Here is a 19,188-nt window from a genome sequence, read left to right as displayed (position 1 = left end):
GATTGTTAATATTTACTCAAAGAAATTCTAGCAGATTGAAACTCTATCCCTAGGTCCTTTTTTGCCAAACTATTGGAATAAGCGATTCTAGCAGGGCGGGAGGGTTCACTATTATTAAGCATCAATGTAATATCCGAAACAGGGTAGCTTTCACTGCTTAGGAGGTAGTTTTTACCATGCAATCCTTCTTTAGTTGCAGCTACATAGATTCCTCCCGCTACATCTTCCACATCTACCATGGCAAATTCAACATCATTATCATATAGACTTTGCATGAATGGATCCGGAGCAATTTTATTCTTTAATAAAAACTGTAAGCCAGTAGAAGTTGAATCTTCTCTGTTTGAAAGTGATTTGCCAATAACCATTACAGGCGAAACTGTGACAATTTCAAAAACTAGATTTGGTTGAGAATCAATGAATTTTTCTACTGCTCGCTGAGCAAGAAACTTTGCTTGAGCATAAGGGTGACTAGCTTCATTAAAGTATGGTTGGTCATTTTCATTAAAAATTTCGCTCGGTTTTTTATTTCCTACTGGCATAGGGAAATCGGTATTGAAGGCGCCTACAGAAGCAATAATTACCACCTTCTTTATTCCTAAAGTTTTTTGAATGGCCTTCAAGAAGTTTTCAGTACCTTTTACAGTCGGGTCAAATAATTCTGTTTTTGGATCATTTACAGCAAGTTGGAAAGGTGTGCCACCATGAATTACAATTTGACATCCTTTTAAAAATGACTCAAGCTCAGCTTGGTTTTGTACATTTAAACCAACAATTTCCAGATTCTCATTATTTGGTAATTTCTTCAAGTGAGCATATTTCTCTTTTTTGGAAGTGTCTGTGGTAGAGACTTTTACTTTAAATCCATTCTCTAAAAATTTCTTTGTATTGTAGCTTCCGATAAACCCAGAGCCACCTATAATACCTACTGTTATCATATATTTTTTTAGGGTTTTGTTTATTTTTATTTAGGGTCATGTACTTCTAATTCAATCTCAATTAAAAATTCGGGCATCACTAAACTTTTTACTTCCATCCAAGATCCCGTGGGAAATCTCTTGGTGTAGATTGAGTTTCTGTATACTGCATTTTCTAAAAAAGCCGGCATATCGGTAGTGAATACATTTTCAACTATTACATCGTCGAAAGTACAGCCGTAGTGAGAAAGCACCTTTTCTAAATCAGCATAACAATTTTTCATTTGTTGAAGGATGTCTCCAACAGCTAGTGGGTTTCCTTCATCATCCATGCTCACCGCACCAGATATTTTGATGCTATTGCCTACTTTTACCGCATGCGTATAGCCATACGCTTTCTCAAGTTCTGGTCTAAGGTTAAAATAAACAGGAGTGTTTCGGTTAGTTTGGCCCATTGTATTGTTGATTTGTTTGGAATACTCTTTCAATATGTTCTAGCGTAAATTTTTTTGCCAAAGATTAAGGACTAAGGCTCTTAAAAATTGTCCCGAGTGACTGATATTTTTATCTAGGAATATTTGATCACTTAATTCCTGATTTTCAATAACTTTTTCTTGTATCTTGAGTGCATGAACAGGCTTTTTGTATCCTTTTTGCTTTTGCTGTCCTTCGATGTAAATGCACAAATTGTTCAGCAAAATGGGCAAATTCAGTATCTTAAGATTTTTGAGGAAACAGATGATTTTGGCCCTGAGTACCTAAATGTACTCGAGCAAAGCATAGAAAGTATCAAGCAAGATACCTTGCGATTTCGGGTGTTGAATGATCTTGCATACTATTATCATACAAGGAATCTCAAAAAATCTTTGGAGATCATTAATCAAAGTTTGAAGGAAGTTAGGTTAGCCGACAATGAATTGTGGGAGGGGAGAATGCAAGTTACGCAAGGTGCTATCATGCTTAGATTAGAGGAACTTGACCAAGCAGAATTAGCCTTGAGAAGTGCGCTACAAAAATTGCCCGAAGCAGAAACTTGGTTGCTGCTGACTAATTTGGGCTATGTATTTGAGCGAAGAGGTGACTTGAGTATTGCCTTTGAATATGCAACAAAAACCCTTGAATTAGGCGAAAAGTATAAGGATAAAAAAGCCATTGCAATGGCCTATTCCGATATCAGTAATCTATTTTGGAAGCAAGGGAAATATGAAAGTGGAGTAGAGTATGGCTTAAAATCTATCGCAATTTTTGAAGAAAGAGGAATTAAGGATTTAGATTACGATTTCACACTTCATGTACTAGGGAATAATCTAATGGAGCTAGGACGGTTTGAAGAGGCTTTACCCTATTACCAACAATCCACAGAGATAGGAAAGCAATATGGATTTTATAATAATCTGAGCGATACCTATATAGCCCTTACAGATTTATACAGTCAAATGGGTGATTTTAAAAATGCAGAAACTTCAGGAAAAGAGGCGCTTAAATACGCCGAACTACTGCAAAATGACTTCATGATTGTGCGGTCTTTACATTCTCTAGGTAAATTGAAAAATAAGCTTGGAGAGTATGCTGCAGCGGTAGTCTACCTTGAGCGGAGTATCCAAACTGCCACAGCTGATTTTGGAGACATATATTATCTAAGCTTAATTCACAGAGACCTAAGTGAAGCTTTCGAAGGAGCTAATAGAATAGAAGAGTCTTTAAATGCATTCAAAAAATATAATGAACTAAACCAATTGGTTTTCAATACGGAGGCTGATCAGCGGATTGCACAGCTACAAACTGAAATGGATGTCAACCAAAAGGAAAATATCATTTTGCTTCAAAATGAGGAATTAAAGAAACAAGAAATCATCCAGTTGTTTACCTTTATTCTGACGGCTGTGATGGTCTTATTCTTGTTTTTGCTCTACAGAGTTTTTATACGCAGAAAAAAGTACAGTTTACTTCTAGAAAAGCAGAATAAGGAAAAAGAATTTCTATTGAAGGAAATCCACCATAGAGTAAAGAATAATCTTGAAACTATATCCAGCTTACTTTCTTTGCAAACTGCTCAGGTAGATAATGCAGAATTGCGGGATATCATGCGCGAAAGCCAAAATAGGGTACAAAGTATGGGGATTATTCATCAAAACTTGTATCAGGGCGAGAATTTGGCTGCAATCGAAATGAAAAACTATTTTGAAAATTTAGGAGGCTTTATCATAGATTCATTTGATATGACAGACCGGGTAGTGTTTGAATGTGAAATGGAAAGGATGGAACTGAATGTAGATAGGGCTATACCTATTGGATTGATTGTGAATGAAATTATTACTAATTCATTGAAATATGCTTTCCCAAATGGTAGACAAGGTATCATTGGCATAAGTATGCGGGAGGAAAATTCTATATTGCATTTATCTATCACCGATAATGGAGTAGGTTTTAGCGAAAACCCTCAAGTAAAAGGGACAGGATTTGGAACTCAATTGATCGAACTTTTGACGAGACAATTAGATGGCAAGATGAAACTAAACAAACAATTAGGTACAGAAGTAGTTTTTGAATTTCAACTTGAAAATGCAGCATGAGTAAAAAAGCAAGAATCCTGATAGTGGAAGACGATATGATAATCGCTGCAAATATTTCCTTACAGCTTTCCAATTTGGGCTATGATGTTACAGGCATTGAGTCTCGCGGTGAGGATGCGGTAAATCATGCAAAAGAGAATCAGCCCGATATCATTCTAATGGATATAAATCTCAAAGGAAAAATTAATGGAATAGAAGCCGCAAGCCAAATTCAGGAAAGTATTGATATACCTTTAATTTATCTTACTGCAAATTCGGATGATGCCTCCTTCCAAAAAGCTAAAGAAACCAAACCTTATGCATTTATTACAAAGCCATTTAATAAACTAAACTTAGAACGTACCATTGAGCTAGTTATCGAAAAGATCAATACGGAAGTTAAAGGAAACCGTGAGATAAACACACTTTCAGATTGCATGGATGATCGGATATTTATTCGAAATAATGGCAAACTCATCAAATTGATGCTAGATGAAATCCTCTACATTGAAGCGGAAAGAAATTATTGTAATATCGTAACCTTAAGTAAAAACTATTTAATTGTTAGTCCATTAAATTCATTTTGTGAAAAAGTTGAAAGCAAGGATTTCTTACGAGTACATAGATCCTATGTAGTAAATATCAAAAAATTGGATGCGGTTGCGGATTCCCATTTGGAAATCAATAGAAAGGTGATTCCAATAAGCAAAATGTATAAGGAAAGTCTAATGAATAGTATAAAGAAGGTTTAATTTAGGCTGACTCTTTAGCTGATCTTACCATCACCATTTATATCCTTGCCGCTATGCTCTTCCAGAACTTTCAATGTTTTCATCAAGAGCTCTTGCGTTTTCTGCAGCTCACTTTCTAGGTAGGCAACTCTTGCTTCTAAAGTAGATGCTCTAGAACTTTGAGTTGATATTTGGCTTTGTTGAATTAGATTCCAGAATAGTCCCATAATTAATATTTTGGGTAAATATAAAAATAGCTTTCTGAATTTCTAATTTTGGTTAATTGATTATCTTTTTCCACTGTTCTGGATTTGTAATCCAGAACTACAGATAAAAAGGATTTGCAATACGACTTTATCAAACTTTGAATTATCAATCTCTAAGAATCGTGAATATTTAATTAAACCTCTCCTTCAATTCCTCTCTAAAATCCGTATCACTTAATATTTGCAATTCAAAATCATTGATGCTCATTTGTAGTCTTTGCTGCTCCACAAAATTGAGGTCGTTGAAAAAATATACTAGCTCGGTTTTGTCGCCAGATATTTCAGTGGCGTACAAACAACGTGTTAGAACAAATGCTGTGGATCCTCCTTTACTACCAGTATGCTTTAGCCACGATCGATTGGCAGGGTTTGCAAGCATAAACTCCATTATTTCGTCTAAGTATTCTTGAGTGCCTTCAGCAAAATATTCTCTGTCATTTATCAACTTCATTATTTTAAGGTAATCGGCTGCGGTTGAAGCGGGCAATCTGTCCGACCATATTTTTTGTAAATCGAAAGCAAGGTTTCCTAAAGTGGATTTGTAGCTAGTATCTGATTTCAGTTTCTGGTGGATGTCCAACGTTAGATCAATGTATTCTTGCTGTGAAAGCTCTTGCAGCTTTTCAATCAATTCCTCCCGCTCTATTCCATTTTCAAATTCCTTACTTACCAATAAGGCCGAAACGATAGGATAGATAGGTGTATGTTGGTTCAAGTCCAGTTTATCAAACTGCTTATTAATATTTTCCATCCCCAGTTTATCAATCAGCCATTCCGTATTTGCATTGGAGCTAAACATGATCATGCCTTTGGTGATATCCCGAATACTTATTTTGCCGTCATTTATTTTATCGCTTGCCCAATTGAGCCAGGCTGGGTGTGCTCCACCATCTGTATTTGGAATGTAATACAAGTCTAGCTCTGTGATAGGAATCTGCTCATTGGGATCGATACTTCCATTCTGTGCTTGTTCAGCATATTCTATTGCCACGACCACCTTCATGGTGCTTGCAAGTGTCATCAGCTTATCTGGATTATGGGCTGCGATTAATTCGCCATTGTGCATAAGCATCATAGCAGATTTGTCTGGATGCGCTAATGCAAAATCTGGAATGGTGTTTTTGTCGGGAAAGAAATAATAAGCGGCAATCCCAAAAGTGATAAATATGAGTGCGATAAACACTCCTAATCCGATTAATATTTTTTTCAACATGGTGTTAGTTGTTTAGTTCTTCGATAGTTTGGTTGAGCTGAGCTAAAATTGGCTCAAAATCATCTTTTACGGCTTTTCTATTTAAATAATAGATATATCCGAATAGGGCAATCATCCCGATAAAAGTGAGTATAAGTTCAAGTTGCCCACTATCGGAGCCTATGTTGATTAATGATGCACACAAAAAGGCCGGTAGAATATACCAGTACAATACTGTTTTAAGTAAATTCATTTCTTTGACCAAATACTCTTTTGATTGCGTTAAGAATGCTTTTTGACTTTGCTGAGCATCTATTTGAACTTTGTATTTTTTCACTCTTTTCAGTTTGTAAATTACTAAAGCACAATAGGGTACAATCAACCCAAAACCTAATTGCTGCAAGCTGGAATCAACAAAATAGGCTAAGAGAATGGCCATTGGGATCATAATTAACGCAACAGTGATTTCCAGAGAATCACGCTTTTTTAATTTTGCATCAAACTCACTCAGGTTTTCAGTAAGTTCTGTCAGCAATTTGTTAGCATCTATACTAACTTTATTGCGCTGATTACCCTCCCGCCAAATATTTAATAGTTTCAAATCATCCATGATCTTGATTCATACAGTTTAATAATTTCACCTTAGCCCTTTTCATCTTCACGGCAACATGATTTTCGCTAATGCCAATAATTTCGGCAATTTCCTTATGAGACAACTCCTCCAAATGCAGCAAAACAATACTTCTGTCAGGCTCCTGCAATTGCTGAATACATGATTGCAGCTTTGTGAATTGAGTCTCATCTTCTTGACGATGGCTTTCTTCATGCAGGTTTTCCAAATGGACACTTGTAAGTTTCACCGTTTCCATTTTGGATTTTTTATTCCGCAAACTCAATCGAATACAAGTGTTGAGTGCAATCCGATAAATCCATGTAGAAACACTTGAATTGCTTTGAAATGAAGGGAGAGATTTCCAAATGGCAATGGTAACTTCTTGGAACAAATCCTGCTTTTCTGCTAAATCCGAAGCATATGCGCCACAAATCCGCAGAATCATATCCTTGTTACTTTCTAGAATCTCAATGAAATTACTGTTCAATTCCTTCATTTTACTAAGCTGAGATTTATCCGTCTCATAAGCTTAGTTACAAATTATTTGAAAATATGACAGATTGATTAAATTTTTTTTGAAGGAACCGCAAAATGGTAGGATGAGGGCGAAATATAACTGTTCTGGATTTGCAATCCTGAACCAAAGATAAATAGGATTTGTAATCAGACTTTCAGCAAGTTTTTGAATTGTGTGGTAGAAGCGGGAGGGAATAGGTTAATGGAATGCTGTCATTAATTTATAGTCTTATGACTAGCTCATAAGTCCAACTATTTTCTTTCTTATTATATCTCACCACGACACCTTGAAAATATTTTACTGGCAAATTGGTCTTATTATGCCTTTTAATTTCCCATGTATCAAATTGGCTTAGTAGCTCTACAGCATCTCTTTCAAGTTGATTATTAATTCTATCCTTATTTATAGAAAAGGATATAGGCAACCCGAAGATTGAATCCTTTTGCACAAGAAGTGATTTTCTGGATGCAAGATTTATCAATTTCCCTTTTTCATCAATTGCTAAATCGATCAAAGCAAGTTCATTTTCATAGTCTTTTGGTTTTGCTGCTGATACAATTGAATCAAAATTCAATATTGGTTGTACAGGATTGAAATAAAAATCATCCTCTATAAAGAATTTCTGAAGGTCAAGGTCTTTTCCATTGTCTAAAATCTTTTGATCGTATTCATTAATTTTTCTAGATGATGTAGGCATAGAATTGGAACACATGTAATCAAAAGAAATCCTTGAACCATCTAATTCAGCATAAATTAACCAGGTTTCACCTAATTTTATGTGCCAGTCACATGATGTAAAGGTGCCAGTTATTTCACCTTCTGCAGGTCTATTTATGGTTACTGTTTGTAATTGGCTTTGATTCTTATAATTCTTTATAATCTCCAAAGTTGCAGTGTAAGTGAGAGAATCCTCAGCATAAATCTTTGAAATTACTCTACCTTCAAAAACAATGTCTGAAGAGTAGAATTCAAGCGTTGTTAATGGCATATCACAACTGCAGGCAAAAGCTTGATTGAAGCCCAACAAGATTAATATCGTAATTAATAGCCTATTCATTTAGGTGAATATAACTATTAATTTGATTCATCTCAATTAATTGAAAATGCTAAAACAGGTTTTAGGAATTGAATTGTAAATTCAATTGATCTGACTTCAAGATTGCAAATCTCGAAGAGTAAGTCACTTAAGTTTTTACGCAATTTCTTTAGTCAAATACTCAGTGATCAATCCAAGCAACTCCTCACCACTACTCAAGTCTTGTCCCCACAATTCAGCATTTGCAAGAATCGTTTTTGCAACTTCAGTTGGGTTTTCTTTCAGCCAAGCATTTTGAAAAAAGGCAATTACTTCTTCATCATCGCTTACCGGAAGAGTTTCACCATTTTGAGTGCCTTTGTAGAATTGAAATAATGCCGCCATTGCCATTACCAATTTAATAGGCCAATTTCCATTTGCAGCTTTATAGTCAAGCATTGAGGGCAATACTCTTACTTTGAATTTTGAAACTGAATTTAAGGCAATACTTTTCCATTCGTGATGAATAAATGGGTTTCTGAAACGATCCATTACATCGTTTGCAAATTCGACTAACTCTTCTTTCGGTAAATCAATGGTAGGTATGATTTCCTCGAATATAAGGTCTTTAATAAACTCAGCCATTTGTGGATCTTCAACCGTTTCTTTCACTGCTCTAAATCCTCTTAAATAAGCATAGGCCATCATAGCAGTATGTACGCCATTAAGTATTCGTACTTTCCTTATACGGAATGGATGAATATCATCCACGATCTTTACTTTAAGACCTGCCTTATCAAATGGTAGTAAATGGTAAAGCTCTTTTGGCCCTTCAATAGCCCACAAATGGTACGGCTCAGCTTTTACTACCATACTATCATCAAAGCCAATTTTAGCTTTTATTTCTGAAATGGTTTCTTTAGGATAGCCCGGCACAATACGATCTACCAAAGAGTTGCAAAAAGTGATATTTCTTTCCAGCCAATCCATAAACTCTGTTGATAACTCCCATAAATCTGCATATTGCAGAATACATTTTTTTAGCTTGTCTCCATTTTTCTCAATTAACTCGCATGGGATGATAACTAATGGCTGATTCTTTATCTCTTGTTTCTGGCTAAATCTATAATACAAAAGGGCTGTCAACTTACCAGGATAAGTTATTGGTGTATTTTCAAAATCTTTATCCAATTCACTAAAAACAATTCCAGCCTCGGTTGTATTTGATATTATCAGTTTCAAATCTTTGTTTTCAGCTAATTTCAAATACTCATTGTAATTCGTATATGGATTGATTACTGATTTAATATTTTTAATTAGCCTGATTGTATCGACCTGTTTGTTTCCTTCGAGACCCTGTATCAATACATGATACAAGCCTTCTTGTTTGTTGAGCAATTCGCCCATTCCATTTTCTATAGGTTGTACAATTTGTACGTCTCCATCGAAACCTGTTTTTTCATTTAAAATATCGAGCATCCAATCTACAAATGCTCTGAGGAAATTACCTTCTCCAAACTGAATTACCTTTACAGCACGGTCAGATTTGCTGTTACTATTTTGTCGTGTAAGTGAACGCATTGCTAGAAAATTGAGCTATAAAAACAATATGGTGGATGGTATTGGAGTCTTAAATTTTAAAATTTGAAATACTCCTTGGCATTGTGATAGCAGATATCGGATACAATTTTGCCTAACCAAACTTCATCTGCTGGCAACTCGCCATTGGCTACATCTCGTCCAATCAAATTGCAAAGCACACGTCGGAAATACTCATGTCTTGGAAAGGATAAGAAGCTGCGAGAATCCGTAAGCATGCCCACAAAGCAGCTAAGTAAATTCAAGTTCGAAAGCGCATTCAATTGTTTTTCAATCCCATCCTTTTGATCTAAAAACCACCAGCCAGAGCCAAATTGGATTTTGCCTTTTACCGATCCATCATTGAAGTTGCCAATCATAGTTGCCATTACTTCATTGTCTGCTGGGTTGAGGTTATACAAGATTGTTTTGGCAAGTTGATCTGTAGAATCTAACTTATTTAGATATGCACCCAATGCTTGTGCTTGCGGGAAATCACCAATAGAATCGTAGCCTGTATCTGGCCCAAGAGTGCTTAGCATTCGAGTGTTTGTATTACGCAACGCACCCAAATGGTACTGTTGCGTCCAGCCTAATGCATGGTACATTTTACTCAAATGAAGCAAAGTCTTGAATTTGAAGAATTGAATTTCGGGAATGGATAATTCCTCCCGCCTTGTGATCCGTCTGAAAATCTGGTTGATATCGAAAGTATTCTCTTCAAAGTAATAAAGCTGCTCTAATCCATGGTCAGATAGTCTACCTCCTTTTGAATGGAAATAATTTACCCGGTTCTTTAGTGCATCAAGCAAATCATCGTACTTGTGAATATTGATATTACTTGTTTCACCAAGTTTCTCTAAATAAACCAGGTAGGTTTTTGTGTTTTCTACGGCATAAGCTTTATCAGGACGAAACGCAGGCAATAGATTAGGATGCAAATCTTTACTTTTGGCCAGATCATGATATTCCAAACTATCAATCGGGTCGTCTGTAGAACAAACTGTTTCGACATTCATCTTTTTTAATAATCCGAATGCTCCATAAGACTCAGATTTGAGTTGGCGGGAGGTTTCAGTATATATCTCATCGGCTGTATTGGCCGTCAATAGCATGTCTATCCCAAAGTATCTTTTCAGCTCCAAATGCGACCAATGATATAAGGGATTTCTTACTGTATAAGGAACAGTTTTGGCCCATTGCTGGAACTTCTGATGAGGTTCGGCATTGCCTGTAATATATTTCTCATCAATTCCTAAAGTCCTCATTGCCCGCCATTTGTAGTGGTCACCATCGAGCCAAGCTTCCGTAATCTGATTGAAGATTTTATTCTCAGCAATGTATTGTGGGGATAAATGACAATGATAATCTATAATAGGCAAATGAGCTGCGTGATTGTGGTAAAGCCTTTTCGCAAATTCATTTGTAAGTAGAAAGTCCTCGTTCAAAAATGTAGAAACTGATTTCTTCGTTTCAATACTATGGCTTGATGTAACCATTTCTGTTTATTTTATTTAAGAATTTCTTTTAGTTGAATCTCTGAATATGACTTCAGGCTTCAATACTGTTTTCTGTTGTATGGTAGCTTTTTTCGGATTTTGGAGTAAATCAAAAAATGTTTCTGCGGCTACATGTCCCATCGAAATATTTACCTGATCTACAGTGGTGAGAGAAGGATCTGTAAATGAAGTAAATGGCTCATTTCCAAATCCAGCTACGCCTACATCTTGAGGAATCCTTTTCCCATTTTGCTTTAATACCTGCATCGCACCCATCGCAGCATAATCTGATGAAGAAAATACTGCATCGAATGGAACATTTCTTTCAAACAGCTCAATCATACTGTTTTTTCCATCTTCCAATTGCATATTGCTTTCTACAATTAGCGCAGGATCAGGCTCAATATTATGATCGAACAATGCGTCCAAATAACCTCTTAGACGTTCTTTATAAATGTTAATTTTCTTTGGACTGGTAAAGTGTGCAATCCGCTTATATCCTTGCTGGATCAAATGCTCTACAATTTGATATGCACCTTGATAATCATCTATAACTACTTGACTTACATCTAATTCATTAGTGATTCGATCAAACAATACCAATGGAATACCTTTGTCCATCACTCTTTTGAAGTGATCAAAATTCTCTGTGTTTTTACTCACCGAAGCAATTATCCCATCTACTCGAGCACTCATTAGAGCTTCAATATTCTGCACTTCCTTTTCGTAGCTATCGTACGATTGGGAGATGATTACTTGATAATTGAGCTTATTGGCAACATCGTCAATTCCTCTTGCTACGCTTGAGAAAAAATTACGATTGGTAGTAGGTACTACTACACCAATCAATTTGCTTTTCCCACTTCTTAGAGCCGATGCAATATTATTTGGCTGATAGTTGAGCTGCCGAGCCATTTTATGCACCAATTTCTTTGTGGCGTCTGAAATCCTTGGATTGTCATTTAACGCACGCGAGACAGTAGATGCAGTAATATTCAATTGCTCTGCGATATCATGTATAGTTGCCTTTCCGGAATTTTTTGCCATAATAATTTAGGTTAGATCATACGGTTTCCCAATAGTTGCAAGAATACCCCCATCTACATAAATAATTTGCCCATTCACGAAATTACTTGCTTCCGAAGCTAAAAATATGGTGGTTCCAGCCAAATCTTCCGGGTTTCCCCATCTTCCGGCTGGTGTTCTATTTATGATAAATTCATTCATTGGATGTCCGCTTACACGAATTGGTGCAGTTTGCTCAGTAGCAAAATAGCCAGGACCAATGCCATTTACCTGAATGTTGAGTCTTGCCCATTCGGTAGCTAAATTGCGAGTGAGCATTTTTAGACCTCCTTTTGCAGCAGCATAGGCTGTAACGGTATCTCGACCTAATTCAGACATCATAGAGCAAATATTGATGATTTTGCCACCACCATTTCGAACCATTCCTTTTGCTACCCGCTGCGCCATAATAAATGGAGAAACCAAATCAACGTCTATTACGCTGCGGAAATCTGATACTTTCATCTCCAAAGCTGGTTCTCGCATTATTTTACCTGCATTGTTTACAAGTATATCTATAGAGCCAAACTTCGTTTCAATTTCACTTATATATTGATCTACAGCTTGTTCATCAGTTACATCAAACAAATAGCCATGCGCTTCTATTCCATCAGCTTTGTATTCTGCCAAAGCTTTTTCCATTTTGGCAGGAGTATGTCCATTTATGATTAATGTAGCCCCATTATTCGCTAGGGCTTTGGCCATTGCCATTCCCAATCCATGAGTTGCGCCAGTAACTAATGCAGTTTTGCCAGAAAGATCAAACAGGTTTTTCATCTTATCTCAATTCTGTTGGGCTAACTTTATCCATATCGCCATAGTCAAGATTTTCGCCAGCCATACCCCATATAAACGTATAGTTGGATGTGCCAGCGCCACTATGAATAGACCAAGGTGGTGAAATTACTGCTTGCTCATTGTGCACCCAAAGGTTTCGGGTAGATTGTGGTCTGCCCATAAAATGAGAAACCGCGGCCTTTTCGTCTAAATCAAAATAAAAATAGGCTTCCATTCGTCGGTCATGCGTATGAGCAGGCATTGTGTTCCAAACGCTGCCTGGTTTCAGCATGGTCAAACCCATTTGCAATTGGCAGGTGGGTAAAATTGAGTTCACAATTAATTGGTGAATTAAGCGATGGTTGGATTCATTTGCAGAGCCCATTTCCATAATATTAGCTTCATTCATTCCAATTTTGCGAGTAGGATAGGAGCAATGAGCAGGCGCAGAATTAAAATACAGTTTTGCTTCTCCACTTGCTAAAGGTTCAAATGTTACATCTTTTGCTCCTTTACCTATGTATAATGCTTCTTTATTAGCTAGTGTGATTGTTTCTCCATCCACTTTGATAGTCGCAGGAGCACCAATATTAATAATTCCAATTTCACGACGTTCTAGAAAGTATTCAGCCTTCAGCTGATCTACCGTCTCTAGACGAAGACTTTGGCTTACCGGATGAATTCCACCAACAATTAGTCTATCATTAGTGGTATATACTCCAGAAATTGTATCTTTAATAAACAGATCAGGAATTAGAAAATGCTCACGCAGTTGTTCGGTAGAATATTTTTCAACGTCATTGGGATGGGCGGCATATCTTGTAGAAATTTTCATTTGCATAGTTCCGTGTAATCGTTTGCACAAAAAAGACGATTTCTAATTAATTTAACAAAAAATATTCAGCTTTATTTTCTCTCTGATTACATCATCCTCCCGCAAATTGTTCCAAATACTATTATAATAGGCGATTAAAAAAGATTTTGACTTGCTTTGTTATTCCAAGTAAAATTTCTAAATATGCAATCGATTGCTCAAATATCATGAAATTGTGTTTGAGTTAGCTCTGTTTTTTTTTACTAAAAGCCTCAATAATATTCAAAATGAATAGCCCATTCAAAATTTATTCTAACCTTTCAAAGGCAGTTTTGGCACTTGCTATTGTGTTTTTGACTTCATGTGAGGCAAATGAACAATCATCAGAGAGTGCAAATTCTACTATTGAGTTTACCGTAAGTAATCCAATAGACAAGTTACGCCAAAATCAATTAATCGAAATACCCATCAGTTTTATAATAGCTAAAGCCACAGATTTCAATGTTGATGGTTTTGTAGTAATGTTCGGAGAGACTGAGTTGAGTGCAGAAATCAATGCAAATGACGATTTGGTTTTTGTTTTGCCGGAAATTGGACCAAATGCAACACAAGCTATTTCCATTAGCTATGATTCAGAAAATTCAATTGAGAGAAATTATCCAAAACTGACACAAGCTGAATTGTCTGTGAAGGAGGGTGGCTATTTTGAAGATAGAAAATATATTGGTGGTGATTTTGTAAATATTACCACTCTTAGAGTACCAGATGAACATACAGATCACTCATTTTATATCCGCTATGAAGGCCCGGGTTGGGAGTCAGACAAAGTTGGATATCGCTTTTATTTAGATTGGCGAAATGGTATCGACGTTTTTGGTAAAAAAGTAAGTGAGCCAATATTGCAAAAGGTTGGTTTGGATGGATTCGATTCCTATCACGAAATGCAAGACTGGGGGATGGACATCCTCAAAGTCGGGAGCTCGCTGGGTTTGGGTTCTATTGCCACACTTATAGATGGTAAAGCCCGAAGAGTGGACGAAACGGATAGCTTGTATTCAGAAATTCAATTCGATGGATCTGTTTACTCATCCATCAAAACCAATTACTATGGCTGGAATTTGCCCGATGGTAAAGTAGATGTTGAATCTGTTATTAGTATCCATGCAGGCACTAGATTGTCTAAAAATTCTTTGAGCTTCTCTCGACCTATGTCCAATGTAGCAACAGGTTTAATTATTGATCCAAATGGTGAACTGATAAAAAGTGATAGCAATTTGGAATACAGTTATTTGGCAACTTATGGCTTACAGAGTCTGGCTGGTGATAGTTTAGGAATCGCTATTTTCTTTCCAACTGAACAATTGATTGAAAGTACGCAAGATGAGTATAGCCATGTGGTAAGTTTTGGGTCGGATTTAACTGCTTTCGATTACTATTTTGCTGCCGCTTGGGAACAAGAAAAGGATGGGATTACAAATAAAGAAGAATTCATTGCTTATCTGGAACAAGTGATTCAGGAATTATCTAATCCGCTGAAAATCAATTTTTAAATTTACCTCAATGCATCGATCAATATATTTCATTCGACTAATTCTTCTCAATTTCTGCGGCTTGGCAATTTTAAGTTCTTGCAGTGAAAGTACGGAACAGGTAGAAGCTCCCAAGCCATATTCCATTCGCATGGCAGATGCAGAGATGGCTCGCAATCCTGAAGTTTGGACGATTGATTTTCTTGAAAAACCAAAATGGGATTATACACAAGGCTTGATTTGTTCAGCAATTGATCGCGTATGGGATGAAACCGGCGAACAGAAGTATTTAGATTATATTAAGTACTATGCTGACTTTATGATTGATGAAAATGGCGTGATAAACACCTACAAAAAGTCTGATTTTAATATTGATAGAGTAAATGGCGGTAAATTTTTAATAGAGCTTTATAAAGCAACCGGCGAAGAAAAATATAAACTGGCAGTGGATGATTTGAGGGATCAGATGCGTAATCATCCTAGAATTGATGCGGGAGGATTTTGGCATAAAAAGATCTACCCAGGCCAAATGTGGCTCGACGGATTGTATATGGGTTCACCATTCCTAGCACAATATGCGGCTGAATTCAATGAGCCTGAGTTGTTTGATGATGTTGCATTGCAAATCGAACTGATCGATAAATATGCATACGATTCTATTAGCGGTTTGTACTATCATGGCTATGATGATTTACGCGAACAAGCCTGGGCTGATTCTATCACAGGTCTTTCTCCGGAATTTTGGGGAAGGAGTATAGGTTGGTTTGCCATGGCATTGCCGGATGTACTTGATTTTATACCTGCTAATCACCCAAAAAGGGAAATGATAATTGATATCGCTAAAAAATTAGCTGCCGGAATTATCAAACATCAAGATGCGGAAACAGGACTTTGGTATCAAGTAGTCGATAAAAAAGGGCGGGAGGGAAATTACCTTGAAGCCTCTGCCTCAAGTATGTTTACTTATTTTCTACTGAAAGCCTCTGATAAAGGATACATAGACAAATCCTATCAAGATCATGGAGTTAAAGCTTATCAGGGCATTATTGATAATTTCATTATCGAAGATGAAACTGGAGCTTTAAGTATTACAGAGGTTTGTGCAGTTGCCGGCCTCGGAGGTAATCCATACCGAAGCGGCACGTATGAATACTACATCAATGAGCCACGTCGTAACAATGACCCAAAAGGCGTTGGGCCGTTTATCATGGCTTCACTCATTTATGAAAACCTTCAAATAAATTGAGAAAGCTATTTGTTACTTCACTAATCATTACGCTTTTTGCTTTCAAAGCAATAGGACAAGAGTTCCATTTTGTAGTGGCAGCAGATGGCTCAGGAGATTTCACTAAGGTGCAGGATGCTATAATGGCTGTACCAGATTTCAGAAATGAAAGCACATTCATTTTGGTGAAAAGCGGCATCTATAAAGAAAAAGTAATCCTACCTACTTCCAAGACCAAAGTCACGCTAATAGGCGAGTCAGCTGAAACAACGATAATTACCTATGATGATTATTCCAGCAAGCACAATCGATTTGGCGAGGAATATGGGACGACCGGATCAAGTAGCTTTTTCGTTTTTGGCGATGATTTCACTGCTATGAATATCACATTTGAGAATTCGGCAGGTAAAGTGGGTCAAGCCGTTGCGATGAGAGTAACAGGCGATAGGGCCATTTTTGAGAATTGCAGATTCCTCGGCTTTCAAGATACGCTATATGCGCATGGAGAAAAGAGTCGCCAATACTACAAAAACTGCTATATCGAAGGAGGTACAGATTTTATATTTGGCTGGTCAACTGCGGTATTCGACAATTGCGAGATTTTCTCAAAAGATGGAGGCCAATATCTTACGGCAGCTTCTACTTTGGAGGATACCGAATTTGGTTTCGTTTTTCTTAATTGTAAACTTACTGGAGATGCGCCTTTGGGAAAAGTCTTTCTTGGAAGGCCATGGAGAATATATGCTCAAACGGTCTTTATCAATTGCGAAATGGGTGAGCATATACGACCGGAAGGCTGGCATAATTGGAGTAAACCGGAAGCAGAAAGCACTGCCTTTTATGCAGAATATTTAAGCACCGGAGCAGGCGCAAAGCCTTTAGCGCGAGTTCCATGGTCACATCAATTATCTGCTGATGAAGCTGCAAAATATACAGTAGAAAACATCCTTGCAGGTGATGATAATTGGCAACCAGGCAAAACTTTAGAAAATAAGCTTTGGCCAAGCCCACACCATAACAAAAATTGATATGGAGGAGCAAGAAGAAAGTAAAATAGATAAGTTTATCTCTAAGGCAACTTTCAACGAAAGACTGAAGCTTGATAAGAAATTAAAAAGGTCTGAATTACACCATACAGTCTCTTTAAGTTCTCGCTTTCTTTTAAAAAAACTGGAAAGTAAAAAATTATAATTATATGAAAATTAAACAATTAACATTGCTTATTTCAAGTTTTTTGTTTGCCCTTGCTTGCCAACCGCAAAATGAAGAAGTAATAATTAATAGGGCAGACTACAGCCACATTTATGATGCTATAGAATTCGATATGCCAAAGGTACAAGAGCCTGTAATCCCTGACTATGAAGTAAGCATTACAGATTTTGGTGCGATTGGGAATGGTGTTACCAAAAATACGGATGCAATAGCCAAAGCAATAGAAGATGCCGCAAACAATGGTGGTGGCAGAGTGATATTCCCAAGAGGAATGTGGCTTACAGGCCCAATTATAATGAAAAGTAATATTAACCTACATTTAGAAGAAGGCGCCTTGGTGCTTTTCAGTCCGGATTTCGACGATTACCCATTGATAGCTACTAGCTTTGAAGGCTTAAATACTTATCGCTGTATTTCACCCATTTATGCAAAGGATGTTGAGAACATAGCTTTTACAGGTACGGGTGTTTTTGATGGAAACGGTGATGCATGGCGACCAGTGAAGCGACCAAAAATGACTGATGCGCAATGGAAAAAGTTATTGAGCAGAGGTGGTGTTTTGAGCGATAATGGTCAAGTTTGGTACCCATCCGAGAAATCTAAAAATGGCGATAGAGTAAAGAATTTCAATGTACCAAGCTTTGAAACTATGGCTGAGTACGAAGAAGTAAAAGATTTTCTTAGGCCAGTAATGGTGAGTATAGTTAGCAGTAAAAAAATACTGCTGGATGGCCCAACTTTCCAGAATTCACCAGCTTGGAATATCCATCCGCTTATGAGTGAAGATATTACCATCCGCAATATCAATGTGCGCAATCCATGGTATTCACAAAATGGTGATGGCCTTGATCTGGAATCCTGTAAGAATGCAGTGATTTACAATAACACTTTTGATGTTGGAGACGATGCCATTTGTTTCAAATCAGGCAAAGATCAAGATGGCAGAGACCGTGGTATGCCTACAGAAAATGTGATTGTGAAAAACAATATAGTGTATCATGGCCACGGTGGTTTTGTGGTTGGCAGCGAAATGTCAGGCGGCATTCGTAATATCCACATCTCCAATTGCACCTTTATTGGAACGGATGTGGGGCTTCGTTTCAAAAGCACAAGAGGCCGAGGAGGTGTGGTTGAGAATATCTATATATCTAACATTGATATGATCAATATTCCAACAGATGTTATCAATTTCAATTTATTCTATGGTGGTAATGCACCCGTTCTTGAAGCTGATCAGGATGCAAGTAAAGAAGCAAGAGATGAAAAATTGGTGCCTGTGACGGAGGAAACGCCATCTTTCAAGAATATTTTCATGAAGAATATTAGAGCTGTTGCTAGTGGTACGGCTGCGAATTTTCAAGGTTTGCCAGAAATGAATTTGCAAAATGTTACTCTTGAAAATGCCTATTTCGAAACACAAAATGGCATAATCGCTATGGATACGGATGGGCTTATTTTGAAAAACATAGAAGTAATTCCAGTCAAAGGAACGGCATTGACGCTCTATAATTCCAAACAAATTGAGGTTAGTGATTTTCGCTTTCCAAATGACCTGGAGAGCCCTGTACTCATTACAGGCTCACTTTCTAGCAATATTACTTTGAGTGCAGAGAATTTCCCTAATGCAGCATCGCGGATAAGGAAAAATGCCGATGTCAAAGAAGGAACTGTGATTGTAAAATAGAT

The 19,188-nt window shown here is 37.0% G+C and carries 19 protein-coding genes; 7 read left to right on the top strand and 12 right to left on the bottom strand.

Annotated features, from left to right (window positions below; translation table 11 throughout):
• Nucleotides 1–5: 5 nt before the first annotated feature.
• Both ACOXY8_RS02730 and ACOXY8_RS02725 read right to left on the bottom strand, forming a co-directional pair.
• A complete protein-coding gene (locus ACOXY8_RS02730; protein ID WP_458330025.1) occupies nt 6–938 on the bottom strand; it encodes an NAD-dependent epimerase/dehydratase family protein in 933 nt (310 codons plus the stop codon).
• A 26-nt stretch (nt 939–964) separates the two neighbouring features.
• On the bottom strand, nt 965–1,372 hold the full coding sequence (locus ACOXY8_RS02725; RefSeq protein ID WP_458330024.1) for a RidA family protein: 408 nt from the start codon (nt 1,370–1,372) through the stop codon (nt 965–967).
• A gap of 174 nt (nt 1,373–1,546) precedes the next feature.
• Here ACOXY8_RS02725 and ACOXY8_RS02720 point away from each other — a divergent pair, with 174 nt between their 5' ends.
• Nucleotides 1,547–3,490, top strand: a complete 1,944-nt coding sequence (locus ACOXY8_RS02720) for a tetratricopeptide repeat protein (protein WP_458330023.1) — start codon at nt 1,547–1,549, stop codon at nt 3,488–3,490.
• Nucleotides 3,487–4,221 (top strand): response regulator, encoded by a 735-nt coding sequence (locus ACOXY8_RS02715; RefSeq protein ID WP_458330022.1) that lies wholly within the window; start codon nt 3,487–3,489, stop codon nt 4,219–4,221. The genes ACOXY8_RS02720 and ACOXY8_RS02715 overlap by 4 nt, the downstream gene beginning before the upstream one ends.
• Nucleotides 4,222–4,235: 14 nt before the next feature.
• Here the strand turns inward: ACOXY8_RS02715 and ACOXY8_RS02710 are convergent, their stop codons facing one another.
• From ACOXY8_RS02710 to kduI, 10 genes are all read right to left on the bottom strand, one after another.
• Nucleotides 4,236–4,427: a hypothetical protein gene (locus ACOXY8_RS02710; RefSeq protein WP_458330021.1), complete on the bottom strand. Its 192-nt coding sequence runs from the start codon at nt 4,425–4,427 to the stop codon at nt 4,236–4,238.
• 169 nt (nt 4,428–4,596) lie between these two features.
• Nucleotides 4,597–5,679, bottom strand: coding sequence for a serine hydrolase (locus ACOXY8_RS02705; protein WP_458330020.1), 1,083 nt, complete (start codon nt 5,677–5,679; stop codon nt 4,597–4,599).
• Nucleotides 5,680–5,683: 4 nt separating this feature from the next.
• The gene (locus ACOXY8_RS02700) at nt 5,684–6,268 is read right to left on the bottom strand and encodes a hypothetical protein (protein WP_458330019.1); all 585 of its coding nucleotides are present in this window, start codon (nt 6,266–6,268) and stop codon (nt 5,684–5,686) included.
• Nucleotides 6,261–6,767 carry an RNA polymerase sigma factor gene (locus tag ACOXY8_RS02695; protein WP_458330018.1) on the bottom strand — a complete coding sequence of 169 codons (507 nt, stop codon included), beginning with the start codon at nt 6,765–6,767 and terminating at the stop codon, nt 6,261–6,263. Before ACOXY8_RS02695 ends, ACOXY8_RS02700 begins: the two co-directional genes overlap by 8 nt.
• A gap of 241 nt (nt 6,768–7,008) precedes the next feature.
• Nucleotides 7,009–7,845 (bottom strand): hypothetical protein, encoded by an 837-nt coding sequence (locus ACOXY8_RS02690; protein WP_458330017.1) that lies wholly within the window; start codon nt 7,843–7,845, stop codon nt 7,009–7,011.
• A gap of 135 nt (nt 7,846–7,980) precedes the next feature.
• Complete coding sequence (locus ACOXY8_RS02685) at nt 7,981–9,384, bottom strand: tagaturonate reductase (RefSeq protein WP_458330016.1); 1,404 nt, start codon at nt 9,382–9,384, stop codon at nt 7,981–7,983.
• A 56-nt stretch (nt 9,385–9,440) separates the two neighbouring features.
• Nucleotides 9,441–10,880: a glucuronate isomerase gene (gene uxaC / locus ACOXY8_RS02680; protein WP_458330015.1), complete on the bottom strand. Its 1,440-nt coding sequence runs from the start codon at nt 10,878–10,880 to the stop codon at nt 9,441–9,443.
• 15 nt (nt 10,881–10,895) lie between these two features.
• Nucleotides 10,896–11,927: a LacI family DNA-binding transcriptional regulator gene (locus ACOXY8_RS02675; RefSeq protein ID WP_458330014.1), complete on the bottom strand. Its 1,032-nt coding sequence runs from the start codon at nt 11,925–11,927 to the stop codon at nt 10,896–10,898.
• A gap of 6 nt (nt 11,928–11,933) precedes the next feature.
• Complete coding sequence (locus ACOXY8_RS02670) at nt 11,934–12,722, bottom strand: gluconate 5-dehydrogenase (RefSeq protein ID WP_458330013.1); 789 nt, start codon at nt 12,720–12,722, stop codon at nt 11,934–11,936.
• 1 nt (nt 12,723) lies between these two features.
• Nucleotides 12,724–13,563, bottom strand: coding sequence for a 5-dehydro-4-deoxy-D-glucuronate isomerase (gene kduI, locus ACOXY8_RS02665; protein ID WP_458330012.1), 840 nt, complete (start codon nt 13,561–13,563; stop codon nt 12,724–12,726).
• Nucleotides 13,564–13,823: 260 nt separating this feature from the next.
• Between kduI and ACOXY8_RS02660 the strand changes: the two genes are divergently transcribed.
• Genes ACOXY8_RS02660 through ACOXY8_RS02640 form a run of 5 tightly spaced genes read left to right on the top strand, consistent with a single transcriptional unit; the run spans nt 13,824 to nt 19,186 of the window.
• Nucleotides 13,824–15,086 carry a DUF4861 domain-containing protein gene (locus ACOXY8_RS02660; RefSeq protein ID WP_458330011.1) on the top strand — a complete coding sequence of 421 codons (1,263 nt, stop codon included), beginning with the start codon at nt 13,824–13,826 and terminating at the stop codon, nt 15,084–15,086.
• A gap of 10 nt (nt 15,087–15,096) precedes the next feature.
• Nucleotides 15,097–16,311, top strand: coding sequence for a glycoside hydrolase family 88/105 protein (locus tag ACOXY8_RS02655; RefSeq protein WP_458330010.1), 1,215 nt, complete (start codon nt 15,097–15,099; stop codon nt 16,309–16,311).
• Nucleotides 16,308–17,318 carry a pectinesterase family protein gene (locus tag ACOXY8_RS02650; RefSeq protein WP_458330009.1) on the top strand — a complete coding sequence of 337 codons (1,011 nt, stop codon included), beginning with the start codon at nt 16,308–16,310 and terminating at the stop codon, nt 17,316–17,318. Before ACOXY8_RS02655 ends, ACOXY8_RS02650 begins: the two co-directional genes overlap by 4 nt.
• 1 nt (nt 17,319) lies before the next feature.
• Complete coding sequence (locus tag ACOXY8_RS02645; protein ID WP_458330008.1) at nt 17,320–17,481, top strand: hypothetical protein; 162 nt, start codon at nt 17,320–17,322, stop codon at nt 17,479–17,481.
• A 4-nt stretch (nt 17,482–17,485) separates the two neighbouring features.
• Entirely contained in the window at nt 17,486–19,186 is a 1,701-nt protein-coding gene (locus ACOXY8_RS02640) for a glycoside hydrolase family 28 protein (RefSeq protein ID WP_458330007.1), read from the top strand.
• Nucleotides 19,187–19,188 lie beyond the last annotated feature (2 nt).

This window comes from Peijinzhouia sedimentorum (assembly GCF_049340005.1).
Taxonomy (GTDB): domain Bacteria; phylum Bacteroidota; class Bacteroidia; order Cytophagales; family Cyclobacteriaceae; genus CAXBDP01.
The sequence above is the reverse complement of the archived record's forward strand: the minus strand, read 5'-3'. Positions and strand labels throughout refer to the sequence as shown.